This window comes from Oceanibacterium hippocampi, assembly GCF_900172325.1.
Classification (GTDB): domain Bacteria; phylum Pseudomonadota; class Alphaproteobacteria; order Sneathiellales; family Sneathiellaceae; genus Oceanibacterium; species Oceanibacterium hippocampi.
Genome location: NZ_FWFR01000001.1, coordinates 924,337 through 944,704 on the forward strand (window position 1 = coordinate 924,337; position 20,368 = coordinate 944,704).

Below are 20,368 nucleotides of genomic sequence, written 5' to 3' on the forward strand. Positions count from 1 at the left end.
CGGCTACACCGTCAGATAGCGGCTGACCAGGGTCGGGTCCGATCGAACCTCGTCGATCGACACGCCGGTCTTGATCAGCCCGTTTTCGATGAATCGCACGCTTGTCGCGAGGCGGAAGACGAGGTCGATATTCTGCTCGACCACGATCACGGTCAGCGCCTCCTCGGCGGCAATGCGCTTCAGGGTCATGGCGATATCCTGCACGATGGACGGCTGGATCCCTTCCGACGGCTCGTCGAGCAGTAGCAGTTGCGGCCGTCCGACGAGGGCGCGGGCAATCGCCAGCTGCTGCTGCTGCCCGCCGGACATGGTTCCGGCAAGCTGCGTCCGGCGCTCGGCGAGGATCGGGAAATAGTCGAATACGAAATCGACGCTATCCACCTTGAGCGGCTTGCCGATGACGCCCATCGCGAGATTCTCCGCGACCGTGAAATCGCCGAAGATCTCCCGCCCTTGCGGTACGTAGGCGATGCCAAGGTTGCTGATGCGGTAGGGCGGCAGGCCGCGGATCTCAGTGCCGTTGAAGGTGATCGAGCCGCGGACATGCGGCAGGCAGCCCATCAGGGCCTTGACGAAGGTCGTCTTGCCCATGCCGTTCCGCCCCATCAGGGCGACGGATTCGCCCTTTGCGACGTCGAAACGGAGCCCTTTCAGGACGTCGGCGCCGCGGCTGTAGCCGGCGCGAAGATCGCTGACGGTCAGCATGCGACCGGCTCCCCGAGATAGGCGCGGCGGATTTCCGGATCGTCCTTGATGTCGTCGTAGGCGCCTTCGGTCAGCACGGCGCCCTTCATCATGACGACGACCGGGCAATCGAGCTCGCGAACGAAGGCCATGTCGTGCTCGATGACGAGGATCGAGACCCCCAGGTTCGCCCGGATATCGCGGATCAGCGCGACGGTTGCCGCGGTCTCCGCCTCCGTCATGCCGGCGGTCGGCTCGTCGAGCAGCAGGAGCCGCGCGCTGGTCGTCACCAGCATCATGATCTCAAGCCGCTGCTTGATGCCGTGCGGCAGTTCGCTGGCCACGACGCCGGCATAGTCGCCGAGGCCGCTGTCGGCCAACAGCCGGTCATAATCCGAACGGTCGGGGCGTCGGCGCAGCATCGAGAGCGGCAGATAGGCACGTTTCGCGGCGGCGGCGGCGATCTCGATGTTCTCGGTCACCGTCATGTCGCCGAACACAGCCGGGACCTGGAATTTCCGGCCGACGCCGAGACGGCTGATGATCGGCGGGGTGAGCCCGGTAATATCCTCTCCGGCGAACTCCACGCGACCGGAAGTCGGCGGCAATGCGCCGGAGATGATATTGAACAGCGTGCTCTTGCCGCAGCCGTTCGGGCCGATGATGCATTTCACATCGCCGTCCGGAAGCTGCAGGTCGACTCCGTTCAGGGCCTGGATGCCGCCGAAATTCTTGGTGACGGCCTCAATCGACAAGATCGGCGACATCGCAGTCCTGAACCTTCGTTACGGTCGTGCGGGCGTCAGGCGCACTGGCTCGGCGCGGAGATCCGGCCGATATACTTCTGCTGGTTGAGCTTGCCGCCCTGGGCCTCGAAGATCAGCATGTTCAGATCCACATGCAGGTCTTCCGGACGCAGCGTGACCTCGCCGTTGCCGACGGTCAGGGTCTGACCGGGCAGCGCCGCCATGATCTTGTCCTTCTGGTCGGAATCGGCGCGCCTGATCGCCTCGATGAAGAACTTGGTGATGCCGTAATGTGAATCGACGTAGTAGCTCACCGTGACGTCGTCGCCGAACTTGGCCTTCTGGCGGGCGACGAAGTCGTGCGCTTCCGGCCGGTCCAGGGTCTGGATGAAATGCGAGCAGCCGATGATGCCGTTCGATTCCTCGTCGCTCAGGCCCGGCAGGTAATTCTCGTTGAAGCCCATGAAGGCGATCCGGCATTTCGACTTCATGCCGGCCGCCGTGAACTGCTTAACGAAGGTGATGCCGTCGGCGCCCGGAACCGTGAGCACGACGCACTTGGCCCCGGATTCCTCGATCTTGCGGATCGTGGTGGCGAAATCCTTCATGCCGAAGGGTGTGTATTCCTCACCGACGACGGTGCCGTTCGCCCCTTCGATCACCCGGCGAATCGCCTTGTTCATCTGCTGCGGCCAGACATAGTCGGCACCGAACAGGTAGAAGCTCTCGCCCACGGTCTCCTGCAGATAGGGCATCAGCGGATCGACGTAATGGGCGGGCAGGGCGCTGTAGCAGGAGATCGTCTTGCTGCACACGCCGCCTTCGTAATCGGTCGCGTAAAGCAGCGGCGTCTTGTAACGCTCGACCGTCGACTTGATCGCGTCGCGGGCGGCGCTGGTGACCGGGCCGATGATCGCGTGCACCTTGTCGCGCTGGATGAGCTGTGCGGCGCGTTCGACCGAGGTCTTGGGGTCGGTCCGGTTGTCGGCCTTGACGATCTCGATCTGCCGGCCGAGCACGCCGCCGGCGGCGTTCGCCTCGTCGACCGCCATGCCGATGCCCTGCGTGCCCTGCTGGCCGAAGAGCTCAAGGCCGCCCGAGAAGGGCAGCAGCACGCCGAGCTTGATGGTTTCCGCGGCGCGGGCCACGAACGGTGCGGCGACCGACATGACGGCGGCGCCACCGGCGACGCCGGCGGCGCTTGTCAGGACCCGGCGACGGGTGAACTTGCTGTTGAACGTTTTCAAGTGTGCCTCCTTGTTGTTGATTGCCGGCGATCCCCACGCCGGTTGGTTCAGACGATGGTGTAGCCACCGTCGGCGACGAGATTCTCTCCGGTTACGAAGCTGGCCTCGGGGCTCGCGAGAAAGAGCGCCGCCTGGGCGATCTCTTCGGCCGTTCCGAAGCGCTTCATGGGTTGCAGCGCAAGATAGCGGTCCAATGCCTCGGCCGGGTCGTCGGCCGTCGTCGCAACACCGCGGCGCAAGCCGGGCGTGTCGATCGTGCCGGGGCAGATCGCGTTGACCCGGATGCCGTGCTCCATCAGGCCGATCGCCGCTGCCCGGGTCAGCGAGGAGATCGCCCCCTTGGTCGCGTGATAAGCCGCGTAACCCGGCGAGCCGACGATGGCGAAGCTCGACGACGTGTTGACGATCGCCCCGCCGCGTCCCTGCGCGATCATCAGCCGGGCGGCCTCGCGGATGCCGACGAAGACGCTCTTAAGGTTGACCCGGATCGAGAGGTCGAAATCCTCGTCCGAGGTCTCGAGAATCGACCGGGTATTCTGTATCGCGGCATTGTTGAACAGGATGTCGAGGCCGCCGAAGGTGTCGACCGCCTGCTGCAAGGCGGACTTGATGTCGTCGGTGACGCCGACGTCGCAGGCCGCGAAGACGGCCTCGCCGCCGGCCGCTGCGATCTCCGCGACACGCGCCCGACCGGCGTCTGCGTCGATGTCGGCGACGACGACCTTCGCTCCTTCGCGGGCGAACAGGACGGCCGCCGCCGCGCCGATGCCGTTGCTGCCGCCGGTGATGACGGCGACCTTTGCGGCAAGTCTCATGTCTCGAGGTCCAGGATATCCAGCGGGCCTTTGCCGAGCAGATGCGCCGAGACGCTCTGCGCGGTCGAGACGACGCCGAAGTGGGTCGCGATGTCGTAGAGCGAGGATTCCTGCTCGCGCGGACCCGTCGCCGCGACGCAATCCTCCGGCACGACGCATTCGTAGCCCATGAAGAAGGCGTCATGGATGGTGGAGCGCACGCAGATATTGGTCACCACGCCCATGACGACCAGCGAACGGATCCGGAAATCGCGCAGCGTGACGTCGAGGTCGGTGTTGAAGAAGGCGGAGTAGCGCCGCTTGATGATCCTGATGTCGTCCGCCTGCGGCTCGAGATCGTCGATCACGCCCGAGCCCCATTCGCCCTCGATGCAATGCGGCGTGCGCTTGAGGAATTCGCGATCCTGGCGGGCATTGCCGCGATGCGCGTCTATGACGAAGACAATGGGCGCACCGGCCTCGCGTCCGGCCGCGATCACCTGGCGCTGCGGCCCGATCAGGCGCTCGTATCCGGGCAGCACCATGGCCCCGCCCGGCTTGCAGAAATCGTTGAGCATGTCGACCACGACGATCGCCGTCGTGGCCGGATCGAGCGTCACGGAAGCGGCGAGATTCTTGCTGGAAAAGACGTCGGACATGCGGACCCCCGGCTTCGAATTTTTATATGTGTACACATGATATTTTGGGGCGTCAATCGGTCCGGGAGTGCCTGCCCGGAGGTAATTCTCCTTATGTTTGTACAGCTTGCGACGAATAAGTTGTGAGCGGCCACGGGTCATCCCGTGCTGCCCGCCCCTGTTGTCCTCAGGGTCTGTTCCGCAAGGCCCCTCGTTCGCGCGGCGCCGCGCATCGAGATCGGAAGCGATAACACCGATTATTTACGATTTGAGGATCAGAGTTCCGGAAATATTTCGCGCAGGAAGTTGCATGCCACTATTCAGGCGGTGTGAGCGGTCTATATGCTTGCGAAGCGTTTTGGGAAACGCCCCGATTTCCGGGTGACGTCTTCAGGCGGAAAGTAAAGACAATGCGCCGTATCAGTTGTGGAATTTTTCTGATCGCGTTCGTCACGTTGGTGTCGGAACTGCTCCTGATCCGGGTGTTCGACGTCATCCTGACCGCGAATATCGGCTACATGATCATCACCTGCGCGATGTTCTCGCTGGGACTGGGCGGCATCTACCTCGTGCTGTTCCCGAATTTCCTGCAGGGCGAGCCGCGTAAGATCGCCGTGCAGGCCTCGATCGGCTATGCGCTCACGCTGGCGCTGTTTCTGCCGATCTGCAACGCCCTGCCGTTCGACTACGAGGATATCGCCGCCCATCCGGTGAAGCAGCTTCTGGCTTTTCTCGGGGTCTATCTGGCGCTGATGGCGCCGTTTTTCGCGGCTGGACTGATCTTCTCCAAGATCTTCAGCTTCCACGCGGACAAGATCGGCCGGCTCTATTTCTTCGACCTGGTCGGCGCCGGCGTCGGCTGTGTCGCCTTCGTGCCGTTCCTGCCGCTCATCGGCCCGGGCGGGCTGTTGATCGCGGCGGGCGGGATGGCGCTGCTCGCCGGCGCGATGTTCGCGACGACCCGGGTGACAACCGCAACCCTCGCGGTGGCCGGTCTCGCCCTCATGGCCGTGCCGGCGGTACATGCACCGGCGATCTACGACTTCGATTTCCATGTCGACAAGCGCGGCGTCCGCACGGCTGCAGACGAGGGTCGGATCGAGTTTTCCCGCTGGGACCCGATCTCGCGCATCGACGTCGTCAGGCCGAGCGAGGGCGACAGCGGCGATCTCGGACCGAACCGCTTCCATGTCGCCTATGACGGCGGCACCCAGAGCACGCATTTCTACAAGTTCGACGGGGACTATGATGCCCTGCGCCGCGGCCTCGAGGACGGCAGTGTCGATCCCGACCAGCAATTCTGGTTCCTCAGCGTCGCCGCCTCCCATTATCTCAAGCGGGACAGCGGCGCCGAGGTCCTGGTGATCGGCAGCGCGGGCGGGCAGGAAGCCAAGGCGGCGCTCACCTTCGGGGCCGCCTCGGTCGACGCCGTCGAGATGGTCGGCACGGTCACCGAACTGGCGAAGGGTCCCTATGCCGACTATATCGGCAACCTCTTCAACGACTCCCGTGTCCGGACCGTCCGCGGTGAGGGGAGGAGTTTCCTCCGGGCGCGCGAGAAGCGCTATGACATCATCCAGATCTTCTCGAACCACACCAGCTCCAGCATCGCCTCCGGGACGGGCGCGATGCAGACCACCTATCTGCAGACCGCCGGCGCCTATGTCGAATATTTCAGCCACCTGAAGCCGGACGGCGTGCTGCAGATCAACCACCACGTCTTCCCGCGCATGATCACGACCGCGGCGCTCGCCTGGAAGCGCATGGGACTGACCGATTTCCAGCGTCATGTCGCGATTTTCGAGCGCGAGGTCGAACTGGATGCCGTGCCGACGCTGCTGATCAAGATGACGCCCTGGACGGCGGAGGAGCTGGACGACCTGCAAGGCTTTCTCGCGAAGTCGCCGCAGCAGGTCCAGTTGATCGAGAACCCAACCCATCCGCAACGGAGCTTCCTGCCGGCTTCGTTCTACAGCGGCGACTATTCCGACGAGGGACTCGAGGATTCGCCGATCCGGCTCTATCCCTCCACCGACGACCGGCCGTTCTTCAACTATCTGCGGGCCAGCCTGGGTCATGTGGTCGAGGACAAGGCGCTGCATATCGACCGCAGCACGGCGGGCATCCAGAACAGCCAGCTCCGCCGCTTCGTGCCGACCGATATCATTCATCTGGTGGTGACGACGATCTCGGCCTTTGTCTTCGCCCTGATCTTCATTCTCCTGCCGATGCGTTTCGCCCCGGTGGCACAGGCGGTCGGCGAGGGACGGGCCAGCTTCATCGCCTATTTCGCCTGCCTCGGTTTCGGCTTCATCGTGCTCGAACTGACCCTCGTGCAGATCTTCATGGAACTGATCGGCCCGCCGCTGCACACCTTCTCGACGGTGCTGTTCTCGATGCTGCTGTTTTCCGGGATCGGCAGCCTTGCCGGCACCGGGCTCCGCGTCCAGATCGACGGGCGCTGGTGGCTTCCCTTCGCCGGCATCGCGGTTTGCGGCCTGCTGCTGGTACTGTTCTATGAACCGTTCATCCAGGCTGGCCTCGTCCTGCCGCTCACCGGCCGGATCCTGCTGACCGTGGCCGCAGTGGCGCCGCTTTCCTTCTTCCTCGGCATGCCGTTCCCGCTCGGCGTGTCGGCGCTCGCCGGCTTTCCGCGACGACTGGTCGCCTGGGCCTGGGCGATCAACGGCCTGTTCACGGTGATCGGCGGCATCGCGAGCGTGCTGCTGGCGCTTTATCTCGGCTTCGAGGTGACGATGACCATTGCCTTCTCGGCCTATCTCCTGGCCTGCTCGCAGGTCCTCCTGCTTCGCCGCGGCCATTTCCTCCGCCTGGCGCGCGGGCTGGGTGCGCAGGTCGCCGCGCAATAGGCGGGGCGGCCTGTCAGGCGGCGGTCAATCTGTCGAGAAGCGGCAGCAGTTCGTCGAGACGGTCGAGACGATGGAAGCGCGCCGCAGCGCGCGGCGGGTCGGCATGTTCGAGCGCCCAGGTCAGCTCGTGCGGGACATGGACCGCCCAGCTGCCGGCCTCGAGCGCCGGGATGACGTCGGACTTCAGTGAATTGCCGACCATCATCGCCCGTTCGGCGCCGTCGCCGTGGCGGGCGAAGATCCGCTCGTAGGTTTCGCGCCCCTTGTCGCTGACGATCTCGATCGCGTCGAACAGCTCGCCCAGTCCCGATTGCGCGAGTTTGCGTTCCTGGTCGAACAGGTCGCCCTTGGTGATCATCACCAGGCGAAAGCGGCCGGCGAGCGCCTGCAAGGTCGCCTCGACGCCCGGCAGGGTCTCGACCGGGTGGCGCAGCATGTCGCGCCCGGCATCGAGGATCTCGCCGATCACCCGTGTCGGCACCCGGCCTCCGGTGACCTCGAGCGCGGTCTCGATCATCGAGAGCGTGAAGCCCTTGATGCCGAATCCGTAGAGCGCCAGATTGCGCCGCTCGGCCGCGAGCAGCCGTTCCGCCAGATGCCCTGCCTCCGCATGATCGGCGAGCAGCAGGGTGAAGCGGTCCTCGGTCAGGCGGAAGAATTGCTCGTTGTGCCAGAGCGTGTCGTCGGCATCGAAGCCGATGGTCGAAAGCGGGGCGGCCGGGGCCATCGTGTCAGTCCTGCGGCATTGGATCGATCCGGACCCGGTCACGTCAGCAGAGACGACGCGCGGGAGCAACCGAAAATCGCGGCCGCGACCGTCAGTCCGCTTGCGCCGGACCGGATGCCGTGTCGTATGATCGCAGGCAAGTCGGCGTCGACCGATCCGGACGAGGGAGAGAGTGACTTGATCCTGCGCGCGGCATCCGAGAAGCGGCCCTACCATTTCGGCCCGTTCCCGCTCGAGGCGCTCGGCCGGGACCGCCGCATCATCGCTCGCGAGGAATCGGCCGCTCCGCCCGGCGCGGCTGCGGCTGCGGCGACGGCGAACGGCGATCCCGTTGCCGCGAAGGGGCCGTTCGGCCGGGCGCTAGCGCGCTACGCGAGCCTGTTCGCCGGTTTCGCCGACGGCCCGGTGGCGCCGGCGAAGGCCCCGGTTCCCGACGACATCGCGCGCCGCGCCGTCGACATCAAGGGCGGTGCCTATTTCCTCAACGCCTCCCAGGTCGGGATTTGCCGCATTCCGGATTCGGCCCGGTGCGCCGGCGGCGCGGCGGTAGCGGGCGACCACGCGGTCGTGATCCTGGTCGAACATGGCCGGCTGCCGGAGGCGGGCAATCCGGCGCGGGACTGGGTCGATGGCGAGGTCGCGGCGACGGCGGCGCTCCGCGCCTTCGAGATCGCCTGCTGCGTGGCCGGCCATATCCGTTACATGGGCTTTCCCGCCCGGGCGCACGGCGCGGCGGCCGCAACCGGCGACGACGAGGCGCTGGACTTCGAGCGTCTGGCAGTGCTTGCGGGGATCGCGATCCGCACGGGGCGCGGTATTGCCAACCCGTTTCTCGACGATCGCTTTTCGCTCGCCGTCGTCTCGACCGACTACGCGCTTGCCCTCGACGAGCCGCTCGACGAACAGGCTGACGGCGCCCGCGGCCTGCATTACTGGCTCGGCATCAACGGCGCGGAATCGGGCCGGGAGCGGAACCGCAGGGCGGGCCGGGCGAGCCATCTGAGCCGCTACCCGATGGAGCAGGTGAAGCGGGTCGATCGGCCGACGACGCTCATCCTCGACGACGAGGTGCCGCGCGTGCCTAAGCGGGCCGCCTTCTTCGAACGCGCGCTCAAGGGCGACCTGGGGCAGAAGGCGCAGGTGGAGCGCGCCCGTTTTGCGACCAAGCATCCCTTCGCCCAGGCGATGATCCCGCTGATCCGCAACATGGTGCCGCTGCAGGACGGTCCGGTCGCGGCGGAGGCCGGCGACCTCGACGACCCGGCGGCGAACAGCCGGGCGCTCAAGTCGCTCTCCTACTTCCTTGGCGCCGACCTGACCGGGATTTGCGAGATCCCCCGCTATGCCTGGTTTTCCCACAAGGAGGACGGCCGCCCGATCGAGCCCTACCACCGCTACGCGGTGGTCATGCTGATCGACCAGGAATACGACACCATGGAGGGGGCGAGCGGCGATGACTGGATATCCGGGGCCCAGTCGATGCGCGGCTACATGCGGGGCGCGGCGATCGCCGGCATCATGGCGGACACGCTGCGCGACCAGGGCATCCCGGCGCGCCCGCAGACCAACCTCGACAGCGACGTGCTGCATATCCCGCTGGTCCTCTGGGCCGGACTTGGCGAACTCAGCCGGATCGGCGAACTGGTGCTCAACCCCTTCGTCGGCCCGCGCTTCAAGTCGGTGGTGCTGACGACCGACCTGCCGCTCGAGGTCGACCGGCCGATCGATTTCGGGCTGCAGTATTTCTGCAATCACTGCATGAAATGCGCCCGCGAATGTCCCTGCGACGCGATCTTCTGGGGCGACAAGGTGATGTTCAACGGCTACGAGATGTGGAAGCCCGATGTCGAGCGCTGCACGCGCTACCGGGTCACCAACCCGAAAGGCTCGGCCTGCGGCCGCTGCATGAAGACCTGTCCGCTCAACAAGGTGATCTCGGCGGATGGCCCGCTGATCACCCAGGCCGCGAGCTGGCTCGGCGTCAACGCCATGTGGGCCAAGCCCGCCCTCGTGCCGCTTGCCGTGCGGGCCGACGACGCGCTCGGCCACGGCCGGCGCAATCCGCTGAAGCGCTGGTGGCTCGACCTGGAAATCGTCGACGGGGTCTGCGTCCGGCCGCGTGGCGTCAACGAACGCGACATCGAACCGGAACGGGAGGCCACGATGGACCCGGCGAAGCAGCGGATCGCCTATTACCATGCCGACGCCATGCCACCGCCGGATCATCCCGAACCCTGGCCGGTCGACCGCAAGGCGGCGTTGGCCGCAGGGGCGGAGCTCGAACGACCGGACGCGGCCGGACTGCGGCAGAGCCGGGGCGGCGCGACACCGGCGCATTACCGGCCGACGCCGCCCGTCGGCGCTGGCGGCGAACGATGATCCGCCGTCTCGCGGTCATCACCGGCGATCACGGCACGGCAGACCCGACCAAGCTCGGCGCCGCCTACGGGCTCGAGGATCTTGCCGCGCACGAGGCGATGGTCGCCGCGCTGGAGGGACTCGGGCGATTCGACGTGACCGTCTGCAACGACCATCGGGGCCTGTTCGAGCGGCTGGCCGCCGAACCGCCCGACCTGGTCGTCAATTTCTGCGACACGGGCGTCGGCAACTGGCCGACCCGCGAGCTCAACCTGCCGGCCTGGCTCGAACTGCACGACATCCCCTATACCGGCGCCACGCCGCAGGCGATGGTGCTCTGCTTCGACAAGCAGATCGTCCGCCTGGTTGCCGAAGCGCTTGGCGTCGAGGTCCCGCGCGAGACCTTCATCCTGGCCGGCGACCGGCTCGACAGCCTGCCGGATCTCTACCCGGCGCTGCTGAAGCCGAACGCCGCCGACGGCAGCGTCGGGATCACCAAGGACGCGGTGGTGCGTGACGAGGCCGCCGCGCGGCGCTATCTGGCCTTTCTCCGGAGCGAACTTCCCGGCCGCGACATCCTCTGGCAGGAATATCTGCCGGGACCGGAATACGGTCTCGGCCTGATCGGCAACCCGGACTACGGCTTGCGCGCGCTGCCGCCGCTCGAGGTCGATTTCTCGGGCTTGCCGGCGGGCCTGAACCCGATCCTGTCCTTCGAATCGAAGGTCGACCCGTCCTCGCCCTACTGGACCGAGATCCGGTTCCGCCGGGCCGCCCTCGACGGCGCCGCGACGGGCCGGCTCGAAGCCTCGGCGAAACGGCTGTTCCGGCGCTTCGGGCTGCAGGATTACGGCCGTTTCGATTTTCGCTGCGCCGCCGACGGCCGGCCGAAGCTGATGGAGATCAACCCCAATCCGGCCTGGGCCAACGACGGCAAGCTCGCCTTCATGGCGGGTTTCGCCGGGATCGACTATCCGCGCATGCTGGAAATGGTCATCGACGCGGCGATCCGCCGGGTCGGGCGCGCCCGCGCCTGACGCTCAGAGGCACTGGCGCGGGATCGCCACCGTCCAGTGGCGCGAGGCGAAGGGAACGTCGGCCTCGAAGGCCTCGAGATCGCCGGAAAACTGGAAGGCGTCGGCGGTCGCCGAGAGCCGGGTCCGGCATTCGACCCGGACCGACCAGCCGTTCCGCCGCAGGACCGCGGCCTGCGACAGCTCGGTCTGCGCCGACAACGGATCGTTCTCGATAATCCGGTAGCGCTTCATCATGGTGTAGCCGATATCGAGGTTGATTTCCTCGATCCGCGAAAGCGCCGCCCCGCCTAGCTCGCCGCCGTCGCCGCGGAGCGTATAGACCATTTCGCTGGTCGCGAGGTCGATCTCGATGGTCCGCCGCATCGGCAGGTGGCGGAGCTTCTTGTGCTGGCTGCCGGCAGCGGCGATCGGCGGCCCGAATTCGGGCAGCAGGGCGTCTTCCGCGCGCGGCGGTCGGACCGGCAGGTCGAGGAAGCCGGTCGCGACCCGGACATGCAGCGTGACGGCCTCCGGCGTCGGCCAGATCATCGGCCAGTAGTCGGTCGAGAGGCCGAGCCTGAGATGATGGCCGGCCGGCACCGTCTGGCCGAGCACGTCCAACGTCAGCCGCACCCGGTACCATTTGCCGGGGACCATAGGTTGCGGCGCGTCATGGCCGTCGCGATGGCAGAGATTGAGAATGCCGTAGGATATGCGCGAGGAGGCGCCATCCGGATGGACGTCGCAGAGCCGGGCGATGAGAAAGGCGACCGGCCGGTTCGCCATGATGTCGAGTTCGAGCACCGGCGCGCCGAGCAGTTCGATCGGATCGTCGAGGGCGTCGCTGTCGAAGACGAGCGAACCGCCGTCATCGGCGCGCTGGTCGCGGGCAGCCTCGCCGTCGGCGCCGAAACCGCACCATTCGCCGCCGCGCACGCCGAGGGTGTGCGGCGAGGAGAAGGCGATCTCGTCGACCGTGCCCGGCGTGTCGGCAAGGAAGCCCCAGTTGAGATAGAGCCGGCGTTGCTCGATCCGCGGGCTCGGCCATTCGCTTTCGGCGACCCAGTGCCCCGGCCAGGTTTCGTATTGCGGCTGCGGCGGGATGCTGTCCTGCATCCAGGCCCGGAAGACCGGCTCGTCCATGATCCCGGTGTCCCGGCCCTTCAGCCAGTGATCCCACCAGCGCACCGCTTCCTGCAGGTAGCCGATCGCCGGGCCTGGCACCGCGTCGTGCGGGAAGGCATGCGCCCAAGGGCCGATCAGGCCCTTGCGCGGACCGCTCAGGTTCTCCAGCAGGCGCGGTATCGCGTTGGTGTAGCCGTCGGCCCAGCCGCCGATCGCGTAAACCGGACAGCGGATCGCCGACCAGTCCTCGCAGACCGAGCCGTGGCGCCAGTATTCGTCGCGCGAGGAATGCCGCATCCAGACCATCGGCGAGGGCTCGACCGCCTCGATCCGGGCCTTCCACTGGTCGCGCCAGCCGGGCCCGGAGATGTCCGGGTCGGGCGGAAGCGCGTTGTAGAGCATGAGGATCGAGCCCCATTGCATGTTCTCGTTGAGCAGGCATCCACCCTTGTAATGGGCGTCGTCGCTGTAGCGGTCGTCGGCGGCGCAAAGCGTGATGATCGCCTTGAGCGCCGGCGGAGCGAGTGCGGCGACCTGCAGCGCGTTGAAGCCACCCCAGGAAATCCCGGTCATTCCGACGGCGCCCGAACACCAGGGCTGTTCCGCCAGCCACTCGATGATGGCGACCGCGTCGGCATGCTCGGCGGGCGAATATTCGTCGTGCAACACGCCCTCGGAATCGCCGCTGCCGCGCAGGTCGACCCGCAGGCTGGCATAGCCGGACATCGCGTAGTAGCGGTGCATCGGCTCGTCGCGAGAGCGCATGAAGTCGCGCTTGCGATAGGGCAGGAACTCGAGAATCGCCGGGACCGGCCTGCCCGCCGCGTCGCGCGGCCGCCACAGCCGCGCCGCGAGGCGGACACCGTCGGGCATCGGGATCCAGATATTCTCGATTTCCTCGATGCCCGACAGATCGGAAAGGTCGGCGATCTCAGTCATTGCCGACCGGCGCAGCGACGGCCTTCCGCCCGCGCCGCGGCCGCATATGCTGTGTCGACCAGAAGGAAAGTGCCAGCCGGTCGCGTGCCCGCATGCCGGTTTCCAGGTCCCAGCAATTGACGATCGCGAGGCGGAAGCCGCCCGGCGGCATGGCATGCCAGGCAGGCGGGCGGTCCTGATGGAAGGTCACCTGCACGCTGGTCACGCCGGGCATCGCGCGGATCTCGTCGAGGAGTTCGGCCGGCGGATGGCTGAATTCGACGTTATGGGCCCCGAACAGCACGACGCTGTAGCCGGTCCGCCGCTCGGAATCGTCGTAGATCCATTCGCCGGCTGCATAGAGATGGACCAGCGCCTCGACCCAGGGCCGTCCGCCATAGAGGTCGGGCCACTGGTCGGCGAAGCGAAGATGGGCCTCGATGATCCGGCTGCCGATGGTCTCGAAGTTGACCATGCCGGTATAGCCGCGAAGATTGCGGCCGAGCCACTCGCCGCAATAGGCCTCGATCTCGGGCCGGGGTTCGGCCAGCACGGTCCAGTAATCGAACATCCCGCCTTCGAGCGGCAGGCCGTAGGTATGGCGCCACCAGCGCGCTTCGCCGTCGACGACGGCGACGTCGGTCGAGACATGCTCGCCGTCGAGCAGTGGCATCCAGATATGGCCGGGCCGCTGGTTCGCCTTGTACTCGCGTTCGGTGCGGATCACCCGACTGCCGATTCCCATGCCGCGCATGTTGAAGACGGGTTTCGAGAAAACCGGGAAGGCGGGCGGCTCGATGCCGTGCGGCCCGCAGACGAAGCCCTGTGTCTCGGCGACCGAAAGCTTGTTGTAGACCCACTTGTAGGCGGGATACCAGGTCCAGGCGTCGCCATCCTCGGTCGGCACGCGGACATCGTCCGGACAGGGGACGCCCTCGAAATATTGCAGGCGCCAAGGATCGGCTTCGCAAATCGGCATGCCGTCGATCTTGCACCAATTCCGGTGCCGGGTGAAGCGTCTCGCGGCCGCCGGCCGGAAGCTGCAGTCGCCTGCTGCACCTGCCGCCGGCTTCTGCTAATATCGCCGAAACATAATCTGGTAAGCATTTGACGATACGGTCGCATTTGCCGATCAGCCAGTCCGCCATGCCGGCGCAGCAAGAGTCCAGACCAGAAGGCCTTTCCCGATGTCGAATACCGTCGCAACCGCATCCGTTGCCGCCGCTGCCGAGGGCGCGCCCGACTGGTCGGCCCTGCGCATTGCCGTGCTCGTCCCCTGCTACAACGAGGAGGCGGCGATCGAGGCCGTTGTGCGCGACTTCCGCAAGGCTCTGCCGACGGCGACGGTCTATGTCTACGACAACAATTCCAAGGATCGCACCGTCGAGATCGCCCGCGCCGCCGGCGCTGTGGTCCGCCAAGAAACCCGCCAGGGCAAGGGCTTCGTCGTCCGGCGCATGTTCGCCGACATCGAGGCCGACATCTACATCATGGTCGATGGCGACGACACCTATGAGGCCGCCGCGGCGCCGCGCCTGGTCGAGGCGCTGGCCAGTCGCGGGCTCGACATGGTCAACGGGGCCAGGCTCGAGACCGACGACGCGGCCTATCGCGCCGGCCACAAGTTCGGCAACTGGATGCTCTCGAAGATTGTCCGCACCGTATTCGGCGACGAGTTCCGCGACATGCTGTCGGGTTACCGGGTCTTCTCGCGCCGCTTCGTGAAATCCTTCCCGGTGATGTCGGCGGGCTTCGAGATCGAGACCGAGCTGACCATCCACGCGCTCGGCCTGGAAATGCCGTCGACCGAGGTGATGACGTCATTCTCCGACCGGCCGGCAGGTTCGGCGAGCAAGCTCAACACCTTCCGGGACGGGTTCCGCATCCTCTGGACGATCATGAAGCTGCTGAAGCAGGAGCGGCCGATGCAGCTGTTCAGCTGGAGCGCCTTCCTGCTCGCCCTGGTCTCGGTGATTCTGATCTACCCGATCGTCGTCACCTACCTGCAGACCGGCGTCGTGCCGCGATTCCCGACGGCCATCCTGTCGACGGGCCTGATGCTCGCCGCCTTCCTCTCGTTCGCCTGCGGGCTCATTCTCGATACCGTGACGCGCGGCCGGGAAGAGGCCAAGCGGATGCGCTACCTGGCGGAGCCGAGCGTGCTGACAACGCTCGAACGGCTGCGCGAGCGGCAGGCCGGCAATTCCTGAAGCGGGCCTGCAGAACGTGACCGAGACCGAACCCGGGGCTTCCGGAGAGATGCTGGCGACGCTGCTCCGGCCGTTGTCATGGATCGTGCCCGTCCTGACTTACCTGGCGATGATGGTGGTCCGCGACCTCTATGTCGTGGAGGGCATCAACCCGGATTTCATCAGCTATTACCAGAACGCGACCCACTGGCTGGCCGGCAACACCGGGCTCGCCGTGAGCGGCTACTGGGGCGTGATGTACAGCTGGATCATGGCGGTCGCGCTGCTCGTCACGCGGGATCCGATGACCGTCGGCTGGGGCGTGCTCGGCTTCACCGGCCTCTGTTTGATCCTCGCCGGCGAGATCTATCTCCGGATCGTCGGGGTCCGGCCGCGCTACCGCCTGCTGGCCGGCATCGCGCTTGCGCTGTTCTCCGCCTACTGGGCCTCGAACCAGCTGACGCCGGATCTCCTGCTCGGCAGTTTCGTGGTCTTCGGCGGCGGCCTCTACATCCTCGCCCTGCGGCGGCATTCGATCGCGATGGCGATCCTTGCCGGGCTGGTGCTGGGCGTCGCCTATCTCTGCAAGACCCCGGGACTGCTGTTCGCCTTCGGCATCATCGTCGGCTTCGCGATCATGGTGCTGGTGACCCGCGAGCGCGGCCTCGGCGCGGTGCTGAAGATCGCCCTGCCGGCGCTGCTCGCCATGGCCGTGGTCGCCGGTCCTTGGATCCTCGTGCTGTCAAACCATTACGGGCATTTCACCTGGACGACCGCGATCGAACGCAACCAGGGCCAGGCGATCGGGATCGAGCATCCGAACTTCACCGAGTTTCACAAGCCCAGGGACGGCCGGATCACGAGCTGGGAGGACCCGAGCGAGTTCGGCGGCACCGGCGGCATGATCGCGCCGGAGAAGAAGCCGGGCCTGGTGTCGGTGCTGGCCGAGAACGTCCTCTATGCCCATGGCGTGCTGACTTCTGGCGGCTGGTTCCTGCTCACCGTGGGGGCCCTGTTCGCGCTCTTGTTCCACGGGCCCGGGGGGCCACGGCTGCTGGCCGAGCCATGGCGTTTCGGAATCTTCGGGGCGGCGATCGTGCTGCTGCCCTACATGGTCTCCTACGCGGCGCAGGAACGCTATTACATGGCGGCCTATCCGTTCCTGCTCGGTGCCACCTTCGGCGCCGTGCAATGGGGCGAGAAGGCCGGCCTCCTGTCATGGCGCCTGTTCGGGTTCCTGCCGGCCTGGCTGCCGCGACTGCTGCTGACGCTGGTTGTCGCGGTGTTCCTCTGGGCGCCCGAACTGATCCGGGCCCGCGAGATCGGCACCCGGCCGGACGGCGCGCCGGCGCACGGCGCCTACCGGCAATCGGCTTCGCTCGCTCGCGCGCTCGACGGAATCGGTGCGGAGGGACCCTATGCGGAGATCGGCAACGTCAATCGGCTCAGCCTGAATGCCGCCTTCGCCACCGGCCGGCAATTCTACGGTGCGGAACTCGACGCCGACCATCTCGACCGGGCCCGGGCGCTGGGCGTCGGCGTGCTGATCGTCGATCCGGCCTTTGCCGGCCGGGTCGCCGCGGACCCCGCCTGGCGGGAGGTTTCCGGGCAACTGCCGGAACCCCTGCTTGCGATTCCGGCGGGCCATGCACGGATCTTCGTCCCGGCCGGCTGAGCCGTATCGCTGTTGCCCGGGATATGGAAAAAGTATTATGTATTTCGCATATTAATGCGAACAAAAAGGGTTGATAGCGGGAACATCCTGATTCGTTCCGCGAAACAGAGCCATATCCGGCCGGATCGGATATCGCCCTAGAAGCGGCCGGACTGGTAGTCGCGGATCGCTTGGTGGATCTCCGCCTCGGTGTTCATGACGAAGGGGCCGTACTTGACCACCGGCTCGCCGAGCGGCCGGCCGGCGACCAGGATCAGCCGCGCCGCCGTCGACCCGGCTGCCGCCACGGCGAACTCGGTGCCGTCGCCGAGCACCGCGAGCCGGCCTGCCGGAACCGTTTCCGCCCGCGCGCCATCGCCGATCCGGGCTGCCCCCTCGAAGACATAGGCGAAGGCCGAGTAACCGGCCGGGAGCGCGGTACGGAAGGCGGTGCCTGCCGGCAACGCGATGTCGAGGAACTGCGGATCGGTCGCCACAGAGCGCACCGCGCCCTCGACGCCGACATGGCGTCCGGCGACGACCTTCACGCGAACCCCGTCCGCCTGCTCGATCACGGGTATCGCCCTGGGGTCGATATCCTGGTAGCGCGGCGCCGTCATCTTGTCGCTCGCGGGCAGGTTGACCCAGAGCTGGAAGCCCCACATCAGGCCGTCGATCTGTTCGGGCATCTCCGAATGCACGATGCCGCGCCCGGCGGTCATCCATTGCACGCTGCCCGGGCCGAGCAGGCCGGTATTGCCCTGGTTGTCGCCGTGCCGCATGCGGCCGGCTAGCATGTAGGTGACGGTCTCGAAGCCGCGATGGGGATGGTCCGGGAAGCCGGCGATATAATCGGCGGCATCGTCGGAGCGGAACTCGTCGAGCATCAGGAAGGGGTCGAGGCCGGGCAGCTTCGACGTGCCGAGCAGCCGTTTCAGCTTCACGCCGGCGCCATCGCTGGTCGGGGTGCCGTCGACGGTCCCGATGACCTCGCGGGTTGCCGCTGCCGGTCGTTCGCTCACCCGTTGTCCGCTCATTGCCGCGCTCCGTCTCCAGGAATGTCGCCAGACTAGCATGTTGGGCGGGGCATCGCGCGGGGGAAGCCGGGGCCGGCGCGACGGTCTGTTGGCCATCGCGAAACAATGACCGGGACGGGCGGGAAAAGAGCGGGCGGCGATTGCTCGCCGCCCGAGTTGCTCAGGTCCGGTTGGTCGGTCCGGGCGCTATTTCACGCGCCCTTCCCGCCAGGCCTGCAGGAGCTTGTCGTAGTCCAGCGTCTCGCCCTGCGGCTTCTCGTTGGCGAGCTTCGCCTTGGGTGCGCCGGGCCGGGCCAGCCAGACGCTTTCGTCCTCTTCCTTGTTGAGCTTCGGACCGCATTCGCCCTGAACGCCGGAGCGCTCGATGCGGGCCATCACCTTGTCCATCTCGGCCGCGAGATTGTCCATGGCGGTATCCACGGTCACCTCGCCGGCCACCGCCTCGCCGATATTCTGCCACCAGAGCTGGGCCAGTTTCGGATAGTCGGGGACGTTGGTGCCGCTCGGCGTCCAGGCGACGCGGGCGGGGCTGCGATAGAACTCGACCAGCCCGCCGAGCCTGGGCGCCCGGTCGGTGAACGACTGGTCGTTGATGTCGCTGTCACGGATGATGGTGAGCCCGACATGGCTCTTCTTCAGCGAAACCGTCTTGGCGACCGTGAACTGGGCGTAGAGCCAGGCGGCCTTGCGCCGGTCCTCGGGCGTCGATTTCAGCAATGTCCAGGAGCCGGCGTCCTGATAGCCGAGCTTCTGGCCTTCCTCCCAGTAGGGGCCGTGCGGCGACGGCGCCATCCGCCACAGCAGGTTGCCGTCGGCGTCGACGGTATTGTTGCCCTCGCTCTGCGGCGCCACCATGCTGGCCGTGAACGCGGTGTACCAGAAGATCTGCTGGGCGACGTTGCCCTTCGAAAGACTCGGCAGCGACTGGTAGAAATCCATGCCGAGCGCGCCCGGAGGAGCATAGAGCCGGAGCCATTCCATGTATTTGCGAAGTGAATACTTGGCGGCAGGACCGTTGGTCGCGCCGCCGCGGCTGACGCTGGCGCCGACCGGGCGGCAGCCGTCAACGCGGATGCCCCATTCGTCCACCGGCTTGCCATTCGGCAGGCCCTTGTCGCCCGCACCGGCCATCGACAGCCAGGCATCGGTAAAGCGCCAGCCGAGATCCGGCGCCTTCTTGCCGTAGTCCATGTGGCCGTAGATCGCCTTGCCGTCGACCTCGCGAATATCCTTGGTGAAGAACTCCGCGATGTCCTCGTAGGCCGACCAGTTCACCGGCACGCCGAGCTCGTAGCCGTACTTGGCCTTGAACTTCGCCTTGATGTCGGGATTGGTGAACCAGTCGTAGCGGAACCAGTAGAGATTGGCGAACTGCTGGTCGGGAAGCTGGTACAGCTTGCCGTCCGGGCCGGTCGTGAACTCCTTGCCGATGAAATCGTCGATATCGAGTGTCGGCAGGGTGACGTCCTTGCCGGGACCGGCCATCCAGTCGGTGAGATTGACCACCGCGCCGTAGCGGAAATGCGTTCCGATCAGGTCGGAATCGTTGATATACGCGTCGTAGATATTGTCGCCGGATTGCAGCTGCGTCTGCAGCTTCTCGATCACGTCGCCTTCCTGGATCAGGTCATGTGTGACCTTGATCCCGGTGATCTCCTCGAACGCCTTGGTCAGCGTCTTGGATTCGTAGTCGTGGGTCGGGATCGTCTCCGAAACGACCTTGATCTCCATGCCCTTGAAGGGTTCTGCGGCCTTGATGAACCATTCCATTTCCTTCATCTGAGCATCCTTGCCCAGGGTCGAAGGCTGGAACTCGTTGTCAACCCAGCGTTTCGCGGCATCCATGTCCGCGAAGGCCGGCCCGGAACTCATACCGATCAATACGCAAAGCGAAAACGCGGTCGTTGTACATCCCGGCCAGAACCGCCCGGGCGTTCCTCTCGTTTCCCTTGTCATGATCCGTTCCTTTCTGTTGCGGCGGCGTCTTCGGCCGCCGTCTCGCGCCCCGGGGGGACGGTCCCTCCGGCGCGTTCGGGCACAGTCGCTATCGGTCCGTTTCGGTCTTTCTCCTCCTTTTCCCGTCAACCCCAGCGCATGACGATCGCCATCCAGGCGATCGAGACGGCAAGTGCTCCCCACAGGCTCCAGTCGGTCAGGCCGAGCCAGGCGAGGTGGATATAGGCGCTGCCCAGCAGGCCGATGAACAGCCGGTCGCCGCGCGTCGTCCGCAGGCGGAGGAAGCCGCGCCGCTCGATGCTCGGCCGGACGGCCTGCCAGACGGTCATGCCCGCGAGCAGCATCGCGATGGTGACGAAGAACAGCGCCGTCGGCAGCGTCCAGGCCATCCACTCGAGGCTCATGGCGC

Annotated in this window: 16 protein-coding genes; 5 read left to right on the plus strand and 11 right to left on the minus strand. The window is 66.3% G+C overall.

Features of this window, described 5'->3' with window-relative positions:
• Window positions 1–3 precede the first annotated feature (3 nt).
• From OCH7691_RS04330 to OCH7691_RS04350, 5 genes are read right to left on the minus strand one after another with little or no spacing between them, the layout of a single operon-like run.
• On the minus strand, window positions 4–705 hold the full coding sequence (locus OCH7691_RS04330; RefSeq protein WP_085882157.1) for an ABC transporter ATP-binding protein: 702 nt from the start codon (window positions 703–705) through the stop codon (window positions 4–6).
• Window positions 699–1,439: an ABC transporter ATP-binding protein gene (locus OCH7691_RS04335; RefSeq protein WP_217807788.1), complete on the minus strand. Its 741-nt coding sequence runs from the start codon at window positions 1,437–1,439 to the stop codon at window positions 699–701. Before OCH7691_RS04335 ends, OCH7691_RS04330 begins: the two co-directional genes overlap by 7 nt.
• A gap of 47 nt (window positions 1,440–1,486) precedes the next feature.
• A complete protein-coding gene (locus OCH7691_RS04340) occupies window positions 1,487–2,677 on the minus strand; it encodes a substrate-binding protein (RefSeq protein ID WP_217807789.1) in 1,191 nt (396 codons plus the stop codon).
• 47 nt (window positions 2,678–2,724) lie between these two features.
• Window positions 2,725–3,492, minus strand: a complete 768-nt coding sequence (locus OCH7691_RS04345; protein WP_085882159.1) for an SDR family NAD(P)-dependent oxidoreductase — start codon at window positions 3,490–3,492, stop codon at window positions 2,725–2,727.
• Window positions 3,489–4,130 carry a cysteine hydrolase family protein gene (locus OCH7691_RS04350; RefSeq protein WP_085882160.1) on the minus strand — a complete coding sequence of 214 codons (642 nt, stop codon included), beginning with the start codon at window positions 4,128–4,130 and terminating at the stop codon, window positions 3,489–3,491. The genes OCH7691_RS04345 and OCH7691_RS04350 overlap by 4 nt, the downstream gene beginning before the upstream one ends.
• A gap of 389 nt (window positions 4,131–4,519) precedes the next feature.
• Between OCH7691_RS04350 and OCH7691_RS04355 the strand changes: the two genes are divergently transcribed.
• Entirely contained in the window at window positions 4,520–6,979 is a 2,460-nt protein-coding gene (locus OCH7691_RS04355; RefSeq protein ID WP_139839507.1) for a spermidine synthase family protein, read from the plus strand.
• A 13-nt stretch (window positions 6,980–6,992) separates the two neighbouring features.
• On the opposite strand, the gene OCH7691_RS04360 is transcribed toward OCH7691_RS04355, so the two are convergent.
• Complete coding sequence (locus OCH7691_RS04360; RefSeq protein WP_085882162.1) at window positions 6,993–7,706, minus strand: HAD family hydrolase; 714 nt, start codon at window positions 7,704–7,706, stop codon at window positions 6,993–6,995.
• 126 nt (window positions 7,707–7,832) lie between these two features.
• Here OCH7691_RS04360 and OCH7691_RS04365 point away from each other — a divergent pair, with 126 nt between their 5' ends.
• Together OCH7691_RS04365 and OCH7691_RS04370 are read left to right on the plus strand one after the other, a co-directional pair.
• Window positions 7,833–10,085, plus strand: coding sequence for a hypothetical protein (locus OCH7691_RS04365; protein WP_217807790.1), 2,253 nt, complete (start codon window positions 7,833–7,835; stop codon window positions 10,083–10,085).
• Window positions 10,082–11,101 (plus strand): D-alanine--D-alanine ligase family protein, encoded by a 1,020-nt coding sequence (locus OCH7691_RS04370; protein ID WP_085882163.1) that lies wholly within the window; start codon window positions 10,082–10,084, stop codon window positions 11,099–11,101. Before OCH7691_RS04365 ends, OCH7691_RS04370 begins: the two co-directional genes overlap by 4 nt.
• 3 nt (window positions 11,102–11,104) lie before the next feature.
• Here the strand turns inward: OCH7691_RS04370 and OCH7691_RS04375 are convergent, their stop codons facing one another.
• Together OCH7691_RS04375 and OCH7691_RS04380 are read right to left on the minus strand one after the other, a co-directional pair.
• Window positions 11,105–13,144, minus strand: coding sequence for a CocE/NonD family hydrolase (locus OCH7691_RS04375; RefSeq protein WP_085882164.1), 2,040 nt, complete (start codon window positions 13,142–13,144; stop codon window positions 11,105–11,107).
• The gene (locus tag OCH7691_RS04380; protein WP_085882165.1) at window positions 13,137–14,102 is read right to left on the minus strand and encodes an ATP-grasp domain-containing protein; all 966 of its coding nucleotides are present in this window, start codon (window positions 14,100–14,102) and stop codon (window positions 13,137–13,139) included. Before OCH7691_RS04380 ends, OCH7691_RS04375 begins: the two co-directional genes overlap by 8 nt.
• A 208-nt stretch (window positions 14,103–14,310) precedes the next feature.
• Between OCH7691_RS04380 and OCH7691_RS04385 the strand changes: the two genes are divergently transcribed.
• Together OCH7691_RS04385 and OCH7691_RS04390 are read left to right on the plus strand one after the other, a co-directional pair.
• Complete coding sequence (locus OCH7691_RS04385) at window positions 14,311–15,333, plus strand: glycosyltransferase family 2 protein (RefSeq protein ID WP_085882166.1); 1,023 nt, start codon at window positions 14,311–14,313, stop codon at window positions 15,331–15,333.
• A gap of 16 nt (window positions 15,334–15,349) precedes the next feature.
• Complete coding sequence (locus tag OCH7691_RS04390; protein WP_139839508.1) at window positions 15,350–16,987, plus strand: glycosyltransferase family protein; 1,638 nt, start codon at window positions 15,350–15,352, stop codon at window positions 16,985–16,987.
• A 137-nt stretch (window positions 16,988–17,124) separates the two neighbouring features.
• Here the strand turns inward: OCH7691_RS04390 and OCH7691_RS04395 are convergent, their stop codons facing one another.
• From OCH7691_RS04395 to OCH7691_RS04405, 3 genes are all read right to left on the minus strand, one after another.
• A complete protein-coding gene (locus OCH7691_RS04395; RefSeq protein ID WP_370853105.1) occupies window positions 17,125–17,988 on the minus strand; it encodes a pirin family protein in 864 nt (287 codons plus the stop codon).
• Window positions 17,989–18,189: 201 nt separating this feature from the next.
• Window positions 18,190–19,875: an ABC transporter substrate-binding protein gene (locus tag OCH7691_RS04400; RefSeq protein ID WP_139839509.1), complete on the minus strand. Its 1,686-nt coding sequence runs from the start codon at window positions 19,873–19,875 to the stop codon at window positions 18,190–18,192.
• Between the two features lie 209 nt (window positions 19,876–20,084).
• Window positions 20,085–20,363, minus strand: a complete 279-nt coding sequence (locus OCH7691_RS04405) for a DUF2160 domain-containing protein (protein WP_085882170.1) — start codon at window positions 20,361–20,363, stop codon at window positions 20,085–20,087.
• Between the last annotated feature and the right edge of the window lie 5 nt (window positions 20,364–20,368).